This window comes from Streptomyces sp. H39-C1, assembly GCF_027158125.1.
Lineage (GTDB): Bacteria > Actinomycetota > Actinomycetes > Streptomycetales > Streptomycetaceae > Actinacidiphila > Actinacidiphila fildesensis.
In genome coordinates this window covers 34404-50473 of sequence record NZ_JAPVLS010000011.1, presented here as the reverse complement: position 1 = coordinate 50473, position 16070 = coordinate 34404, and the positions used below count along the sequence as shown (strand labels likewise).

The 16070-nt window shown below is 71.5% G+C and carries 14 protein-coding genes; 5 read left to right on the top strand and 9 right to left on the bottom strand.

Annotated features, from left to right (window positions below):
- Positions 1-14 precede the first annotated feature (14 nt).
- A complete protein-coding gene (locus O3W51_RS09865; RefSeq protein WP_269285218.1) occupies positions 15-1652 on the bottom strand; it encodes a glycosyltransferase family 39 protein in 1638 nt (545 codons plus the stop codon).
- Between the two features lie 374 nt (positions 1653-2026).
- Between O3W51_RS09865 and O3W51_RS09860 the strand changes: the two genes are divergently transcribed.
- Positions 2027-3037 (top strand): phosphatase PAP2 family protein, encoded by a 1011-nt coding sequence (locus O3W51_RS09860; RefSeq protein WP_381587906.1) that lies wholly within the window; start codon positions 2027-2029, stop codon positions 3035-3037.
- Positions 3038-3122: 85 nt separating this feature from the next.
- On the opposite strand, the gene O3W51_RS09855 is transcribed toward O3W51_RS09860, so the two are convergent.
- The 3 genes from O3W51_RS09855 to exaC form a co-directional block, all read right to left on the bottom strand.
- Positions 3123-3341 (bottom strand): proteinase inhibitor I78, encoded by a 219-nt coding sequence (locus O3W51_RS09855; RefSeq protein WP_138353336.1) that lies wholly within the window; start codon positions 3339-3341, stop codon positions 3123-3125.
- Between the two features lie 169 nt (positions 3342-3510).
- Positions 3511-3888, bottom strand: coding sequence for a DUF779 domain-containing protein (locus O3W51_RS09850; RefSeq protein ID WP_138353337.1), 378 nt, complete (start codon positions 3886-3888; stop codon positions 3511-3513).
- Between the two features lie 92 nt (positions 3889-3980).
- Complete coding sequence (exaC, locus tag O3W51_RS09845) at positions 3981-5504, bottom strand: acetaldehyde dehydrogenase ExaC (RefSeq protein WP_138353338.1); 1524 nt, start codon at positions 5502-5504, stop codon at positions 3981-3983.
- A 186-nt stretch (positions 5505-5690) separates the two neighbouring features.
- Here exaC and ctaD point away from each other — a divergent pair, with 186 nt between their 5' ends.
- A complete protein-coding gene (ctaD, locus tag O3W51_RS09840) occupies positions 5691-7385 on the top strand; it encodes an aa3-type cytochrome oxidase subunit I (protein ID WP_164293798.1) in 1695 nt (564 codons plus the stop codon).
- 35 nt (positions 7386-7420) lie between these two features.
- Here the strand turns inward: ctaD and O3W51_RS09835 are convergent, their stop codons facing one another.
- From O3W51_RS09835 to O3W51_RS09825, 3 genes are all read right to left on the bottom strand, one after another.
- On the bottom strand, positions 7421-8689 hold the full coding sequence (locus tag O3W51_RS09835; protein WP_138353340.1) for a glycosyltransferase: 1269 nt from the start codon (positions 8687-8689) through the stop codon (positions 7421-7423).
- A 179-nt stretch (positions 8690-8868) separates the two neighbouring features.
- Positions 8869-10200, bottom strand: coding sequence for an ABC transporter substrate-binding protein (locus tag O3W51_RS09830; protein ID WP_138353377.1), 1332 nt, complete (start codon positions 10198-10200; stop codon positions 8869-8871).
- 49 nt (positions 10201-10249) lie between these two features.
- Positions 10250-10819, bottom strand: a complete 570-nt coding sequence (locus O3W51_RS09825) for a hypothetical protein (protein WP_232485613.1) — start codon at positions 10817-10819, stop codon at positions 10250-10252.
- A 93-nt stretch (positions 10820-10912) separates the two neighbouring features.
- Between O3W51_RS09825 and O3W51_RS09820 the strand changes: the two genes are divergently transcribed.
- Genes O3W51_RS09820 through O3W51_RS09810 form a run of 3 tightly spaced genes read left to right on the top strand, consistent with a single transcriptional unit; the run spans position 10913 to position 14692 of the window.
- Positions 10913-11392 (top strand): hypothetical protein, encoded by a 480-nt coding sequence (locus tag O3W51_RS09820; RefSeq protein ID WP_138353342.1) that lies wholly within the window; start codon positions 10913-10915, stop codon positions 11390-11392.
- A 1-nt stretch (position 11393) separates the two neighbouring features.
- Positions 11394-13988, top strand: coding sequence for a branched-chain amino acid ABC transporter permease/ATP-binding protein (locus tag O3W51_RS09815; protein ID WP_138353343.1), 2595 nt, complete (start codon positions 11394-11396; stop codon positions 13986-13988).
- A complete protein-coding gene (locus O3W51_RS09810) occupies positions 13985-14692 on the top strand; it encodes an ATP-binding cassette domain-containing protein (protein WP_269285208.1) in 708 nt (235 codons plus the stop codon). The genes O3W51_RS09815 and O3W51_RS09810 overlap by 4 nt, the downstream gene beginning before the upstream one ends.
- Here the strand turns inward: O3W51_RS09810 and O3W51_RS09805 are convergent.
- Together O3W51_RS09805 and O3W51_RS09800 are read right to left on the bottom strand one after the other, a co-directional pair.
- Entirely contained in the window at positions 14661-15260 is a 600-nt protein-coding gene (locus tag O3W51_RS09805; RefSeq protein ID WP_232485614.1) for a LysM peptidoglycan-binding domain-containing protein, read from the bottom strand. The two genes, O3W51_RS09810 and O3W51_RS09805, sit on opposite strands and share 32 nt — an antisense overlap.
- 154 nt (positions 15261-15414) lie before the next feature.
- On the bottom strand, positions 15415-15951 hold the full coding sequence (locus tag O3W51_RS09800; protein WP_138353346.1) for a transglycosylase family protein: 537 nt from the start codon (positions 15949-15951) through the stop codon (positions 15415-15417).
- Positions 15952-16070 lie beyond the last annotated feature (119 nt).

Here is a 16070-nt window from a genome sequence, read left to right as displayed (position 1 = left end):
GGCCAGGACCGGGATCAGCGCAGCGTGATGACGGTGGCGGTGCCCAGCGACCCGGTGGTGCGGATGGTGCGGGTGGTGACGGAGTGGCCGTCGATGAGGTCGCGCAGCGCGGCGGCGCCGGGCTGCAGCCGGCCGTGCCGGAAGAGCACGAAACTGACCCTGGTGCCCGCCGGGAAGTCCGTTTCCGCCGCCTGGGCGTAGGTGATCGCGTCGCAGCCCGAGTACCAGCCCATTTCCGGTTCGTACCCGGTGACCAGCAGGCACGGACCGTCCGAGGCGAGTTGTTCCGCCACCGGAACCGTCGAGTCACGCTCCGCGTTCGGTGCGGGCATCGCCCCGCGGGCCACGGACATGGCGGTCGCCGGCACGGTGATGGCGGCGAGCAGCGCCACGGCCGTCAGGACGTGCGCGGACCAGCGGCCGGTCAGGTCGGCGATCGCCTGCACTCCGAGGATGGTGAGCAGCACCACCGACAGGTAGATGAAGCGCGGCTCCCCGTCGGTGGCCATCCCGAGCAGGACGACGACGAGCACGGCCGTCGACCCGAGGAACACCTTCCGGCGGGCCGTCCGGCCCTCGGTCCCGGTGCTCAGGCGCCGCCGGAACGCGGCGCCCGCCGCGTAGAGGCCGGCCGCCATCACCACCGCGCCGAGGTCGCCGGCCAGTCGGTACGGGAAGATCCCGAGGTAGTAGACGAATCCGTCGCCCACGTAGGCGCGGTTCGCGTGCGAGGTGGCGGAGAAGATCAGCCCCAGCGGCCAGCCGGCCACCTTCGTCGCGTAGACGAAGTGCGGCACCAGGCCGGCGAGGAAGACCGCCGCCGCCACGGCCAGCCGGCCGCGCTGCTCCAGCCAGGCGCGCGGCCCGTAGGCGGCGACGGCGGCGATCGCGATCGCGACGAGGTTCCCGGCGACGCCGTAGCGCAGGTAGAACGCGGCCAGCGCGACGGGCGGCACCCAGAGCAGGGCGCGCGAGGAAGGTTTCTCCTGCGCCCTCGTCAGCAGGTACACCACGATCAGCAACAGGCCGGTGGAGCCGATGTCGTTGAGGAACTCGGGGAGCCGGCGCAGGAAGCCCAGCCCGCCCAGCACCAGCAGCGCCGCGACGGCCGCCCGTCGCGGGGTCGTCCAGCGGGCGGCGACGACATACGTGACGGTGAGGGTGAAGAGCGCCAGGACGAGCGCCACCGCCCTGACCGCCCCGACGGTGTCACTCAGGCCCAGCGCGAGCCGGCCCAGCACCGGCAGTCCGATCGGCCGGTAGGTGCCCCAGCCCGCGTCCGGGGTGCCGTCCAGCCAGGACCGCGCCTTGTTCGCGTAGACCGCCTCCTCGTGCCCGAGGTACGGCTCCTGGTCCTGCAGCGCGGCCCAGACCACGGCGGCCGCCGCGAGCACCGCGGCGGGCAGCGCCCAGGACGGGACATGGCGCAGCCGGACCACGAGCCAGGCCAGCACGTACGGCGGTTTGCGCCCGGCGGTCGCCCAGGGGCGGGCCAGCAGCCACGCGGGAGCGGCCACGAGCAGGAACGGAAGGGGCTGCCAGCCCGGCAGCGGGCCGCCGACGCCGACGGCCGGCAGGATCTGCTGGACGACCGCCGCTGCGGTGAACACGACAGCGACGACGAGTGCCGGCTGCCTCCCGGGGCGGACCACGGCGTGCTCCTCTGGTTCGTCCTGCGCTTCGATCCTGACGCTGCGTTACCTGCCGCGCCCGGCGGGCCCGAAGGCCCAGGTCACGCGGGTACCGCCGAGGCGGCCCCAAACGCTATCGCACGTTCCGGGACCCATGATCACCGCGGCGTCCCGCCATTCGGACGGGAAACGCAGTGCATCCCTGAGGGTAATAGCCGATAAAAAGGCGGTTGTGATGTGAGTATCGACACCCGAACATAAAATCCAGAGTTCCCGAATTTTCACTCAATCCGTGAGTGCCAAAGGAACGGGTGAGACGCACTCCACATCACATCGTCATTACAAAGACGCTCGTTCGGCCGATCACTGCTGTCACACGCTGTAACGTCGATTCGGTGCGTACCGATGAGAAGCTCCACCGACCGGCGGAGTACCCGACCACACGCGACCTACCGCGTATGAGCCGAACACGCCTCTGGCTGTTCGGCTCGACGCTTGCGGTCTACGTGGCCATCGTCGTGGGCGTCGTCACCTCCTCCAAGCTCGTGACGCTGGACTGGCAGGTGATGCTGTGGCGCCCCTACAAGCAGTGGCCCCAGATCCACGCGGCCCTGGACTACTTCGTGGTCCTGGGACAGCGCGGCCCGACGGCCGTGATGGTCGCGGCCTGGCTGGGCTGGCGGGCCTGGCGGCAGCGGAGCCTGCACCCGATGCTGGCCCTCGGCGCCTCCCTCCTGTTGCTGAACATCACCGTTGGCGCCGTGAAGTACGGGCTCGGAAGGCTCGGCCCGCACTACGCCACCGCCGTGGGATCCCCCGAACTCTTCGCCGGCGGCGATATATTCCCCTCGGGCCACACCGCGAACGCGGTCGTGACCTGGGGCGTTCTGGCATATCTGGCGACCACGCCACGGGTACGCCGGTGGGCTTCGGTCATCGCCGCGCTGCTGGCCCTCGGGGTCGGTATGACCACCATCTACCTCGGCACCCACTGGGTCAGTGACGTGCTGCTCGGCTGGGCCGCCGGCCTGCTGGTGCTGCTCGCGCTCCCCTGGTTCGAACCCGCGATGGCCTGGGCCGAGGACTTCCTGGTGGCCGCCTGGCACCGGCTCCGGCACGGTTCCGGACTCGCTCCCGTCCCGGCCCGCACGCTCGGGCAGCGCCCCGGCCTGGTGACCCAGCGGGCCTCCCAGACGGGCGGCCAGCCCGCGCTGGAGCCCGTCGGCGCCGCCACGGGTGGCCATGCGGCCACCATGCCGCACGCTCCGGGACGGCCGCCGGCCGCCCGCCACGAGCGCACCCCCGTCACCCCGACCGGCAGCCGCCGGCCGCCCGCGGAACGGCCCGTCCGCCCCATCCCGCTCGCCCACCAGCAGGTGCGCGGGCGCGGCGCCGCAGGCAGCTAGCGCCGCTTCCGACGACTCCAACGACCACGGGAGGCCGTGCGAACCGCTCCGGCGGTTCCCACGGCCTCCCGCCGTTTCCCGTCGGTCAGCCCTGCCAGCAGCGCGTCACTCTGCCGTCCGCGACACTGAAGTTCAGCCGTCCCGCGACGTACTCCATGGTGATGATCGCCCCCTCCGGAAGGGAACGGACCGTGGTCCAGCCATGCTCTCTCGCGCGCCGTTCCGCCTCGTCCTTCGGCAGCCCTGTGTAGGCCTTCGCGGGGTCGTCCGGGGTCCGGGGTCCAGGTGTCGGTATCGGTGCCATACCCCACCGTAAGCACGCGGCGTACATCCGGGAAGGCGCGTACGGGCAGTACCCGGCATTGATCGTCACGCTTCTGTCACAGAATCCGCTGAGGAGTTTGATCTCTCGCGGAAATGTTCGGAAAGCGGTTAATTCACCGTGGACACAGCATGCGCATGGCTCGCGCACATCATGTCCGCAATGCCTTCAACTCTTCGTCCGTCAACAGCCGGGAGCGGATAAGAAAGCGATTTCCCGTCGGTGCCTCCAGGGAAAAACCACTCCCCCGCCCGGGCACCACGTCAATCGTCAGATGCGTATGGCTCCAGTACGCGAACTGGTCCCGGGCCATCCACACCGGCACCGGTTCCATGCCCGCCACGCCCAGGTCCCCCAGGTGCACGTCCGAGTCCCCGGTCAGGAACTCGCCCGCCGGGTAGCACATCGGCGAACTGCCGTCACAGCACCCGCCGGACTGGTGGAACATCAGCGGACCGTGCTCGTCGGCCAGCCGCCGCAACAGTTCCGCCGCCATCCCGGTCACCTCGACCCGGTTTGCCACATCCATGCTTCACCGTCCCTGTCTCGAACCCGACCTGCGACCCCCGTGCGCCCCGCAGACCCCCGGACCGCATTCTGCGGACCGGGGGTCGTGAGCGGCTAGAAGAAGCCCAGTGCGTTGGGGCTGTAGCTGACCAGCAGGTTCTTGGTCTGCTGGTAGTGGTCGAGCATCATCTTGTGGTTCTCTCGGCCGATGCCGGAGTTCTTGTAGCCGCCGAAGGCCGCGTGGGCCGGGTAGGCGTGGTAGCAGTTGGTCCAGACGCGGCCGGCCTGGATGGCGCGGCCGGCGCGGAACGCGGTGTTCATGTCGCGGGTCCAGACGCCGGCGCCGAGTCCGTAGAGGGAGTCGTTGGCGATGGAGACGGCGTCGTCGAACTGGTCGAAGCGGGCGACGGAGACGACGGGGCCGAAGATCTCCTCCTGGAAGATCCGCATGCTGTTGTCGCCCTCGAAGATCGTCGGGGCCACGTAGTAGCCGCCGGAGAGGGCACCGCCGAGGTCGACGCGTTCGCCGCCGGTGAGGAGCTTGGCTCCCTCGGCGGTGCCGATGTCGATGTAGGAGAGGATCTTCTCGAGCTGGTCGTTGCTGGCCTGGGCGCCGATCATCGTGCCGGTGTCGAGGGGGTTGCCCTGCTGGATCGAGCGGGTGCGCTCCAGGGCGTCGCCGAGGAAGCTGTCGTAGATCGACGCCTGGATGAGGGCGCGGGACGGACAGGTGCAGACCTCGCCCTGGTTGAGGGCGAACATCGCGAAGCCTTCGAGGGCCTTGTCGTAGAACTCGTCGGGCGCTGCCGCGACGTCGGCGAAGAAGATGTTGGGGCTCTTGCCGCCGAGTTCGAGGGTGACCGGGACGATGTTCTGGCTCGCGTACTGCATGATCAGCCGGCCGGTGGTGGTCTCGCCGGTGAAGGCGACCTTCGCGACGCGGGGGCTGGAGGCGAGCGGCTTGCCGGCTTCGGTGCCGAAGCCGTTGACGACGTTGACGACGCCCGGCGGGATGAGGTCCTGGATCAGGTCCATCAGGTACATGATCGAGGCCGGGGTCTGCTCGGCCGGCTTGAGGACCACGCAGTTGCCGGCGGCGAGCGCCGGGGCGAGCTTCCAGACGGCCATCAGGATCGGGAAGTTCCAGGGGATGATCTGCGCGACCACTCCTAACGGCTCCTGGAAGTGGTAGGCGACGGTGTCCTCGTCGATCTGGGAGATCGACCCCTCCTGGCCGCGCAGCACGCCCGCGAAGTACCGGAAGTGGTCGATGGCCAGCGGCAGGTCGGCGGCCAGCGCCTCACGGACCGGCTTGCCGTTGTCCCAGACCTCGGCGACGGCCAGTTCGGTGAGGTGCTGCTCCATCCGGTCGGCGATCCGGTTGAGGACGGACGCCCGCTCGGCGGGGGCGGTGCGCCCCCAGGCGGGGGCCGCCGAGTGCGCCGCGTCCAGGGCGAGTTCGACGTCCGCCGCGGTGGAGCGGGCTATGTCGACGAACGCCTGGCCGGTGACGGGCGTCGGGTTCTCGAAATATCCCCCGGCGGCGGGGGCCGTCCATTCTCCGCCGATCCAGTTCTCGTAGCGGGAGGGGAAGGAGGCGGGGCTGCCAGAGTTTCCGGGGGGCTGATAGACCGTCATGAGCCTGCTCCTTTTGATGATGCCGAGAGCTGATGCGGCGCACGCTACTGCTAGTGAACCGGCTCGGCCAGATGGCTTGCGCACTCTCGCGTGATGGTCAGGTCGGCGAGCATGATGGGCTCATGGCGGTTTAACTGACGTGCGTCGTGGAACGGTTGGCGGCGATCGGACAGCGAAAGGAAGCCAATGACGGCACCTGCGAAGGAGGAGGCCGCTGCCGAACCGGCGCGTGCGCCGCAGCCGGGCAGCGTGGTGGTGGACTGGCTCACCACGACCGATCACAAGAAGATCGGCCATCTCTATCTGATCACGTCGTTCGGGTTCTTCCTGGCGGCCGGGCTGATGGCGCTGATGATGCGCGCCGAGCTGGCCCGTCCCGGACTGCAGTTCCTGTCGAACGAGCAGTTCAACCAGCTGTTCACGATGCACGGCACGATCATGCTGCTGCTCTTCGCGACTCCGGCCTTCGCCGGTTTCGCGAACGAGATCATGCCGTTGCAGATCGGCGCGCCCGATGTCGCGTTTCCGCGGCTGAACATGTTCTCGTACTGGCTGTATCTCTTCGGCGGGCTGATCGTCCTGGGCAGTTTCCTCGTCCCGGACGGGCCCGCGAGCTTCGGCTGGTTCGCTTACGCGCCGCTGAACAGCATGACCCGCTCCCCCGGAATCGGCGCCGATATGTGGATCATGGGACTGGCACTGTCCGGTTTCGGCACGATCCTCGGCGCGGTGAACTTCCTGACCACGATCATCGGAATGCGCGCGCCCGGCATGACGATGTTCCGGATGCCGATCTTCACCTGGAACGTGCTGTTCACGTCGATCCTGGTCCTGATGGCGTTCCCGGTGCTGGCCGCGGCGCTGCTGGTGCTGGAGTCGGACCGGCGGTTCGGCTCGATGGTGTTCGCGCCGCAGAACGGCGGGGCGCTGCTGTGGCAGCACCTGTTCTGGTTCTTCGGCCATCCGGAGGTCTACATCATCGCGCTGCCGTTCTTCGGGATCATCTCCGAGATCCTCCCGGTGTTCTCGCGCAAGCCGATCTTCGGATATCTGACGCTGGTCGGCGCGACCATGGCCATTACCGGTCTTTCGATGGTGGTGTGGGCCCACCATATGTTCGTGACCGGCGCCGTTCTGCTGCCGTTCTTCTCCTTCATGTCGTTCCTGATCGCGGTGCCGACCGGTGTGAAGTTCTTCAACTGGGTCGGCACGATGATCAACGGTTCACTGTCGTTCGAGACGCCGATGCTGTGGTCGATCGGATTCTTGGTGAGCTTCCTCTTCGGCGGGCTGACCGGAGTCATTCTCGCCTCCCCGCCGCTGGACTTCCATGTCAGCGATACCTACTTCGTCGTGGCGCACTTCCACTACGTGGTGTTCGGGACCGTGGTGTTCGCGATGTTCGCCGGTTTCTACTTCTGGTGGCCGAAGTTCACCGGAAAGATGCTGGACGAGCGGCTGGGGAAGATCCATTTCTGGACGCTGTTCTTCGGCTTCCACATCACGTTCCTGGTGCAGCACTGGCTGGGCGTCGAGGGAATGCCGCGCCGGTACGCCGACTATCTGGCGGCCGACGGATTCACCACGCTCAACACGATCTCGTCGATCGGTGCGTTCCTGCTCGGAATGTCGACGCTGCCGTTCCTCTACAACGTCTGGAAAACGGCGAAATACGGCGAGAAGGTGACGGTCGACGATCCCTGGGGATACGGCCGCTCCCTGGAGTGGGCCACCTCCTGCCCACCGCCCAGGCACAATTTCACGACGCTGCCGAGGATTCGCTCCGAATCCCCCGCCTTCGATCTGCACCACCCGGAGGTGCCGGCCGGGGCGCTGTCGGCGCTGGACGCCGACGAAGTGTCGCTGGACAAACGTCGCTGACCAAACGTCACTGAGCAGGCATCAATTACCAGGCGTCACTTGCCCAGCGTCCGCCGGGCCTTGCGCCCCGCCGCCATTGCCACGTCGCCGAGGGCGTACGCAGCGCCCAGCACCTGTCCGCCGGCCGACATCACGGCGGCGCGCCCGCGGCCACCGCGCCGGGCGCGGGCGTCGAGCAGCCGCTGGAAGAGGGTCTCGTGCAGCCGGGCGATCCGGTCCGGGTCGTACTGCTCGCCCTTGACCGACGCCGCGCGGCCCATCGTGACGCGCAGCTCGTCGTCGTTGATCAGCCGCAGCAGCGCGGCGGCCATCGCGTCGATGTCGCGCGGCGGTACGAGCAGGCCGTCCACGCCGTCGGAGATGATCTCCCGCGGGCCGAGCGGACAGTCGGTGCTGACGACGGGAAGGCCGGCGCGCATGCCCTCGACGATCGTCATGCCGAACGACTCCATGCTGGAGGAGACGGCCAGGATCGACGCCTTCGCCAGCTCCGGCTCCAACGGCGAGGCGGGGCCCATCAGGCGGACGGCGTCCTGCGCGTGCAGCTCGACGACGAGGGCGGCCAGCTTCTTCCGCTCGGCGCCCGCGCCGTACAACCGCAGGGTCCAGTCCGGCCGTTCGGCGGCGACCTTGGCGAAGGCCCGGATCAGGTCGTCGTAGCACTTCGCGGGTGCCAGCCGGCCGGCGGCGACCACGACCGGTTCGGTGCACGGCGAAGGGTCGTCGTCGGAGGCCGGGACGCTGTTCGGCACCGGGGTGACCCGGACTCCCGGAATCCGGCGGCGGTAGGCGGCGGCGTCGGCCGCCGTGGTGGTGACCACCGCGTCCAGCCGTGGGTACAGCCGGCGCAGCAGGAGCACGAGCTTGGTGGAGTGGGTGTCGAGGGTGAGGTGCTCCTGGGCGACGCGCACCATGGTGCGCGGGGCCTGCCGCGCGATGTGGACGTTGAGCCCGGGGCGGGTGCCGACGACGACGTCCGCGTCGAGCTGCGCCAGGTGGCGGGCGATGCGCTCGTCGGTGAGGGCGCTGTAGTGGTCATGGCGGCGGTCGGACGCCGGGAAGACCGTGGCGGGGACGGCGCGCCGCGGGTCGTCGAGGTCGGAGTCCTGGCTGTCCTGGCGCAGATCGACCAGGTGCCGCAGCCGGACGCGGGGGTCGTAGACGAACTGCGGCTCGTCCAGGTGCCGGAAGACGGAGACGATTTCCACATCGTGCCGCTCGGACAGCTTGCCGGCGAGGTTGCACGTCGTACGGATGGTGCCACCGATTCCGTACGCGTTGTGGATCAGGAATGAGATGCGCATGCGTTTCCGTGTCTCCCGGTTGCCCGGCGGATTCCCCGCCCGTTGCCGTCCGCGGACGACAGACGGACGTCAGACGGACGATAGCAAGATCTGGCCTTTGTCCCCTGCTGTGTCCAGGGGTCCCTGGCGCGTCCAGGCGTCACTTGCCGCGTCCAGGGCGACGGTGGCCCGACACAGCCTCAGGGGCTGTACGGCAGCTGGGGCACGGTGAGGCAGTTGCCGGCCGGGTCCCCGCCCTGGGTGACCCATCCGCCGTGGCCGTCCTGGGCCGCGTCCGACCAGCGGGCGACGGACAGACAGGTGCGGCGGGTGGCGGGCGGATCCGGCAGCGCGGCGAAGGTGACCGGTGCCAGCAGCCCCCGGGCGTCGTAGGGCTGCGCGCGGCCCATGAACCGCTCGACGCAGCCGCGGTCGGGGGCCGCCCCGCCGGCGGTGCAGCCGGTGAGGGCGTCGGTGAACCACATCGCGGCGGCCCAGCCCTCCAGCTGCCACTGCGAGAACTGCCCGGCGTCCTTGCCGTGCGCGCGCTGCCAGGCCGCCATGCCGTTACGGAACGCGTCGACGGCCGGTTGCCCGGTCTCGTCGTAGTTGCGGCTGCCCGAGGTCGCCCACAGCGCGTTCCGGCAGCCGGCCGCGCCCTGGTAGTCGGCGGGCACGGTCGTCGCCCAGTTCTGGACGTTGGTGACCTTGGCGGAGACCGTCACACCGGCCGCCTGCATCGCCCGGCACAGCTGGCCGTTGCCGTGGGTGTCCATGGCGTCGAAGAGGATGTCGACACCACGGGCCCGCAGATCGGCGGCGACGGCGCGGAAGTTGGGCAGGGCGAAGTCGACTTGTTCACTGATCGTCTTGTATCCCTCCGCCCGCAGCCCCTGGAGGAGCTGTTGCGCGTACCGCGCCGAGGCGGACTGGTTGTAGTGGACGACCGCGGCCGTCCTGGCCTGCTGCCGGTCCTTGAACCAGCGGTAGACCTCGGTGCCCGCGTACAGCGTGCCGCCCCAGCCGGGGGTGCCCCCGCGGGGGGCGTCGCTCCCGTAGATCCCGTACAGGTGCGGATAGGTGTCGTACGCCGTGCCGATGGGGATGCCGCCGATGTCGGGGACGCCCTTGCCGCTCACGTACGAGGCTCCGGCGTAGTCGAGGGCACTGGTCGCCACCAGGGCGAACACCTTGTCCTGGTCGACAAGTCGGCGTACGCATTCGTTGTTGCCCACCCCACTGCCGCCGTCGTCGCAGGTGACCGCCTCCACCCGGTGCCCGTTGACGCCGCCCTGGGCGTTCAGCGCGTCGATGTACGCGAGCGCGCCGTCCCGCGGTCCGCTGAACGCTCCCCCGCCGACCGGGCTCGTGGCGCTGGTGACGATCCCGACGCGGACCGGCGCCGGCGCGGACGTCGTCGCGGACGGCGGGTCGGCGAAGTCGCGCTCCGGCAGCCGGCTGCCACAGCCCGCCGCGACCAGGACCGTGGTGAAGGCCAGCACCGCCACGGCGGTTCGGGACGAGGCCGGCAGCCGCCGGCCCGGGTCCTTCGCCCCGCGGAACGAGACGGACACCGGACGGTCAGCAGCCCGGCACGGCGGTGCCACCGGCGTCCAGGGCGATCAGGGCGCAGAGGCTCTTGACCGACACCTTCCACACCTGGTTCTGCAGCACGGACGTGCCCAGGGTGTTCGGCAGTACGTCGGCGCCCTGCAGCGAGAGCGTGTACGTCACTTCGGCGGCCGTGGCCGAGGTGAGACGGACCTGGTTGACCTTCGCGCGGACCTGGCCGACCCGGGGGTCGCCCGAGAACGCGGCGAGCAGCGGCCCGAGGTGGTCGCCGTTCTCCAGCAGCTTCGCCTTGTCGCCGGCGCTCGTGCCCGGGGCGAAGAACTTCTCCCAGTTCTGCCGGATCTGCTGCTCGGCCGCTCCGCTGTCGGCCGGGGGCGAGGTGGCGGTGGCCGAGGAACCGCCGGAGGGCGTGTCGGAAGGAGTGCCGGAGGGCGTGCCGGTCGCGGAACCGGTCGCGGTCGCCGGTGATTTCGACGGCGTGTCCCCGCCGTCCCCTCCGCCCCCGCAACCGGTCAGCGCGACCAGCATCGCCGTGGTCAACGCCATCGCGACCAGCGTCGCGCGTGCGGAACGGACCATGTGTCCCACCATCCCCCGGCTCGGGCCGTGCGGTTCGGGGTATTGCCCCCACCGGCATATTGGCGCTAATCGGTGAACATGCCCATACGCCGTGTGAAGCGAGATGACGCCACACCCGCATTCGTCCCGTGGGGCGCATACGTCCACCGGGCCGGCTGGCTGCTTCTCGCGGCGGGCGCCGTACTGTGCGGACTCGGCTGGTACGGGATCGCAGGCGAGCGCTACGCGGAGCGTCAGATTCCGTATCTCGCCTCCTCGTCGATCCCCGGAGGGGCTCTCATCGTCGCGGGCGCCGTCCTGATCGCCCGGCCGCCGGACCCGGGATCCGCCGGCCAACAGGCGCCCACCGCCGATGTCCTGGTGGCGGAACCCTACGAGAAAGCGGAAGCCGCCGAGGGAACCGGACCCGTCGCCGTCTCCACCGCCCCGCCCGTCGCGGTCCCGGGCGGCACGCTGCTGCACCGCCCCGACTGCCCGCTGGTGCAGGGCAAACCGGAGGCGGCGCCGGCCGGGCCCGATGACATCCGGTCGCGGGCCCTGACGCCGTGCCCGGTGTGCGAGCCGGGCCGCTGACGTGGCGTCGCTGACGTACGACCTGACCCTCGCCGGGCTCTCGGTCGGCAGCGCCGCCGCGCTCACCGGCATCGGGCTGGTGGTCACCTATCGCGCGACGGGGGTGTTCAACCTCGCGCACGGCGCGATCGCGATGGTGACGGCGTACGTCCTGCGGGAGCTGGTGGTGGTCCACGGCTGGCCGCCGGCACCCGCGGCGGCCGTCAGCCTGCTGGTGGTCGCGCCGGGCATCGGACTCGCGCTGGACCGCGTCGTGTTCCGGCCGCTGGCGGCCCGCGAGGCGGGCCCGGCGGAGACGCTCGTCGCCACGCTGGGGGTGTTCGTCCTGCTGGTCGGCGCCGCGTATCTGGCGTGGGGAGGCGACGCGCGCGGCGACGCGCCCGTCATCGTGCCGGACGATCCCTGGGCGCAGCTCGCCGCGGTGGTCGCACTGGCGGGCGCGGTCGGCGCCGTCACCCGCTGGACGCGGTTCGGGACGCGGCTGCGGGCGGTCGTCGACGACCGGCGGCTCGCCGTGCTGGGCGGGATCGACGCGGACCGGGTCGCGGCGGCCGGCTGGGCGTTCGGTGCCTTCGCCGCGGGTCTGGGCGGGGTGCTGCTCGCGCCGTATCTGCGGCTCGATCCGTACGGGCTGTCGCTGCTGGTCATGGAGACGATGGCGGTCGCGGTCGCCGCCGGGATGCGCAGTCTGCCGGTGGCGGTCGGGGTCGCGGTGGCGGTCGGCGTGGGGCAGAGCCAGCTCACCCGGCTGCATCCGGGCGGCAGTTGGCAGGAGCCACTGCTGCAGGCCGTGGGCGCCAACCTGTTCGTCGTCGCCCTGCTGATAGCGGCGCTGCTGATGCCCGCGATCGGTGACGCGTCGCCGGATGCCGCGCCCGCGCCGCCGGTCACCGCCCGGTTCCGGGCTCCGCCCTGGGCCTGGGCGGTCTGCGGCCTCCTCTTCCTGCTGCCGCTCGGCCTGGCGGGCACCGATCTGACCACGTCCGTGCAGGTACCCGCGATGGGGCTGATCCTGCTCTCGCTGGTCGTCGTCACCGGCCTCGGCGGCCAGATCTCCCTCGGGCAGGCCGCCTACGCCGGGCTCGGCGCCCTGTTCACCGCGCTGCTCGCGGCCGGCCGCTTTCCCGCGGTGCCCGCGCTCCCCGAACTGCCCGCGCTCGCCCTCGCGGTGCTCCTCGTCGCTCCCCTCGGGCTGCTCACCGGTGCGCCGGCCGTCCGGCGGCGCGGTCTGGCGCTCGCGCTCGCGACGTTCGCGGTGGGGGTCGCGGTGAGCCGGTTCGTCTTCGCGCAGCCGTACGCCACCTCGGGACTGGATCTGCGGCGCCCCGCCGGGTTCACCGCCGACCGGGCGTACTACGTCCTCGAACTCGTGCTGCTGGCCGCCTCGCTGGTCTCTGTGCACCTGCTGCGCCGGGGCAGGACGGGACGCGCCCTGGCCGCGATCCGCGACCACGAGGCGGGCGCCGCGGCGGCCGGGGTGCCCGTGCCCGCTCTGAAGCTGTTCACGTTCGTGGCGGGTGCGGGGTTCGCGGCGCTGGGCGGCGGACTGCTCGGGATGGGCGTCCGGAGCTTCGACGTCGCGTCCTTCGACCCGCTGCGCGGGCTGTTGTGGTTCGCCGCCGTGGTCGTCCTCGGCGCGGACAGCCCGCTCGGCGCGATGGCCGCGGCGGCCCTCCTCGTCGGTCTCGACGCCGGGACGAAGGAGGGCGTCGCCGCCGCGGTCGTCGGCGTCCTCGCCGTGCTGCTCGGCCGCACCCCCGGCGGCCTTCCCGCCGCCCTGCGGCTCCGGTACCCGGCCTTCGCGGCGGCTGTCCTGCCGGCTCGCGACCGCCGCCCGGTCCTGGTGCGCCGCCCGAAGGCGCGTGGGGCCGTGGCAGCCGGCGAAGCACGGCTGACCGCGCGACGGATATCGCTCGGCTACGACGGCATCACGGCTGTCGACGGCGTGGACCTCACCGTGTCACCGGGCAGGGTGACGGCGCTGACCGGGCCCAACGGGGCCGGCAAGAGCACGCTGTTCGACTGTCTGTGCGGAACGGCCCGGCCGCGACGCGGCCGGGTGCTGCTGGACGGCCGGGACATCACCCGGCTGCCGCCGCACCGCCGGGCCCGGCTCGGGCTGGCACGCACGTTCCAGCAACTGGCGGTCTTCCCCGGGCTGACGGTCGGCGAGAACATCAGGATCGGCGCGGAACAGGGCGCGGTACGCGACCCGGAGGCGGTCGAACGGATCCTGCGGCTGCTCGCGCTGGGCCCCGTACGCGACGTTCCCGCCGCGGGCCTGCCGACCGGCACGCTGCGCCGGGTGGAGCTGGGACGGGCGCTGGCGGGCGCGCCCCGGGTGCTGCTGCTCGACGAGCCCGCCGCCGGGCTCGACAGCGCCGAGATCGGAGCGCTGCGCGACGTGCTGCGCGCACTGGCCGCCGACGGCATGGCGCTGCTGCTCGTGGAGCACGACCTCGAACTCGTCGGGGCGCTCGCCGACATCGTGTACGTCATGACCGACGGCCGGATCACCGCGACGGGCCCGCCCGGCACCGTGCTCACCACCCCACCACCGTCGGAGACGGTGCCGGAGCCAAGGGGCTCCCGATGAGCGTGGAGATCGCGCTGTACGGGGCGAGGGTGCGCTACGGCCCGCTGGAGGCGCTGCACGGGGTCGATCTGGTGGTGCCGCGCGGCAGCGTCACCGTGCTGCTCGGGCGCAACGGAGCGGGCCGTACCACCGCGCTGCACGCCCTCGCCGGCTCGGTGCCGCTGAGCGCGGGCCGGGTGCTGTGGCGGGGCGCCGACGTGACCCGGCTGCCCGCGCACCGGCGGGCCCGGCTCGGGCTGGCGTTCGTACCGGACCGGCGGCCGGTCTTCGGCTCGCTGACCGTGGCCGAGAACCTGGCGCTGTTCACGGACCAAGGGCAGGACCACGGCCAGGAGCCCGCACTCGACGCGCTCGAGGCGCTGGCCACGTCCGAGGTGTTCGCGGTGTTTCCCGCGCTGCGCCCGCTGCTCGGCCGCCGGGCGGGGACGCTCTCCGGCGGCGAGCAGCGGATGCTGGCGGTGTCGCGGGCACTGCTGACGCGGGCCCGGCGCGCGCCGCTGGACGAGCCGGGCCTCGGACTGTCACCCCGGGCCGCGGCGCACGCCTACGGGGCGCTGGGGGGCCTCACGGCGGGCGGTGGGCGCACCGTCGTCGTGGCGGAGCAGCGGCTGCCCGCCGCGCTGCGCCCGGCGACCACCGTGGTCCATGAACTGCGGCGCGGGGAGGTGGTGTTCACAGGCGAGCCCGCGGAGCGTCCGGAATGAGCAGCGTCGTGCCGACGTCGAGCCGGTCCGGGTCGGCGCCGATCACCTTCTGGTTGACCCGGTACAGCTCCTGCCAGCCGCCGCGCACCGCGAACTTCGTGGCGATCGACTGCAGGGTGTCGCCCGCCACGACGGTGTGCACGCGGCCCGTGAGGTTCTGTTCCTTGGCGCAGACGGGCCAGGCGTCCCAGCCCTGGACGCGCTGTACCTCCTGCGCGACGGCGATCTGCTGCGCCGGGGTGGCCAGATCGGCCCGCGGCGCGTACTTCAGACCGCCGAACTCCTCCCAGGTCGGCTGCCAGAACTGCAGTCCGCCGTAGTAGCCGTTGCCGGAGTTGATGTGCCAGTCGCCGCTGCTCTCGCACATCGCGAGGCCCTCCCACACCGTGGGGCGGGGGACCGCCGGGGTGCCCGCGTGGGCGGCGGTCCCGGTGGTGGTGGGCGTGTCCCCGTGCGCGGGTGGGGTGTCGGCGCGGGCGGGTGCGGCCGAGAGCGGGAGCAGGGCGGCCAGGACGGTGGCGGCGGTTGCCGCGAGGACCATGGCCCGGCGCCCGACCAGTACGTTCATGCGATGAAATGAGGACAGGTCGTTCATAGCGGGTCACGCTAAGCACGCCCTGTCCGCTCCCGGCGCCCGGCGCGCGCGGCGCGCCGGGCGTCCCACCCGGTCGGAGCAGCCGTCCTGAACCGATGTCAGGCCGAATGCCACGCCGAGGAAGCCGTCACCAGGCGGGCCACCAGGCCGGCGCGCGGACCGCCAGCGGGGCTCCGGCCGCCCGGGACGTGACCGCGATCGCCGCGCGCTCCTGGCTGCGGCTCGGGTGTTCGGCGGCCTGCGGCGGCTGCGCCTTCGGCCGTACCGTCTTCGTCTTCGGGGGTGTCGCCTTGGGAGTGCCGGCGGACGGCGCGTCGCCGTACGCTCCGGCGCGGCGGGCGCAGACCGGCCACGCTCCCCAGCCGCTCGACCGCTGCACCTTGGTCGCTATCGCGATCTGCTGCTCGCGGGAGGCCTTGTCGGCGGTCGGGGCGTACTGCGTGCCGCCGTTCGACCGCCAGGTGCCGGCGGCGAACTGCAGTCCGCCGTAGTAGCCGTTGCCGTTGTTGATGTGCCAGTTGCCGCCGCTCTCGCACTTGGCGATGCGGTCCCACACTCCGCTGTCGGCCGCCGCGGCCTGTCCTCCGGCGGCCAGGACGGCCAGCGGGCTCAGTGCCGCCATGCCGGTGAGCACAGCGATGACTCGGTACTTGGCCAAGACCATGGATTCCCTCTCCACGGACCCGGGGTTCCCCCTACGTGCCTCGAGAACGCGCACCGGCGCGTCTGACGCCGGTGCCCGTCCGAACCCGGGCGGTGCTCTTTGCACACGAGCCGAGAACC

Bases quoted from the DNA above. Each gene is read 5' to 3' on its own strand.
- O3W51_RS09805 (WP_232485614.1), bottom strand. From the start codon at position 15,260: ATGAACGTACTGGTCGGGCGCCGGGCCATGGTCCTCGCGGCAACCGCC.
- ctaD (WP_164293798.1), top strand. From the start codon at position 5,691: ATGACGGCACCTGCGAAGGAGGAGGCCGCTGCCGAACCGGCGCGTGCG.
- O3W51_RS09825 (WP_232485613.1), bottom strand. From the start codon at position 10,819: ATGGTCCGTTCCGCACGCGCGACGCTGGTCGCGATGGCGTTGACCACG.
- O3W51_RS09800 (WP_138353346.1), bottom strand. From the start codon at position 15,951: ATGGTCTTGGCCAAGTACCGAGTCATCGCTGTGCTCACCGGCATGGCG.
- O3W51_RS09850 (WP_138353337.1), bottom strand. From the start codon at position 3,888: ATGGATGTGGCAAACCGGGTCGAGGTGACCGGGATGGCGGCGGAACTG.
- O3W51_RS09810 (WP_269285208.1), top strand. From the start codon at position 13,985: ATGAGCGTGGAGATCGCGCTGTACGGGGCGAGGGTGCGCTACGGCCCG.
- O3W51_RS09855 (WP_138353336.1), bottom strand. From the start codon at position 3,341: ATGGCACCGATACCGACACCTGGACCCCGGACCCCGGACGACCCCGCG.
- exaC (WP_138353338.1), bottom strand. From the start codon at position 5,504: ATGACGGTCTATCAGCCCCCCGGAAACTCTGGCAGCCCCGCCTCCTTC.
- O3W51_RS09835 (WP_138353340.1), bottom strand. From the start codon at position 8,689: ATGCGCATCTCATTCCTGATCCACAACGCGTACGGAATCGGTGGCACC.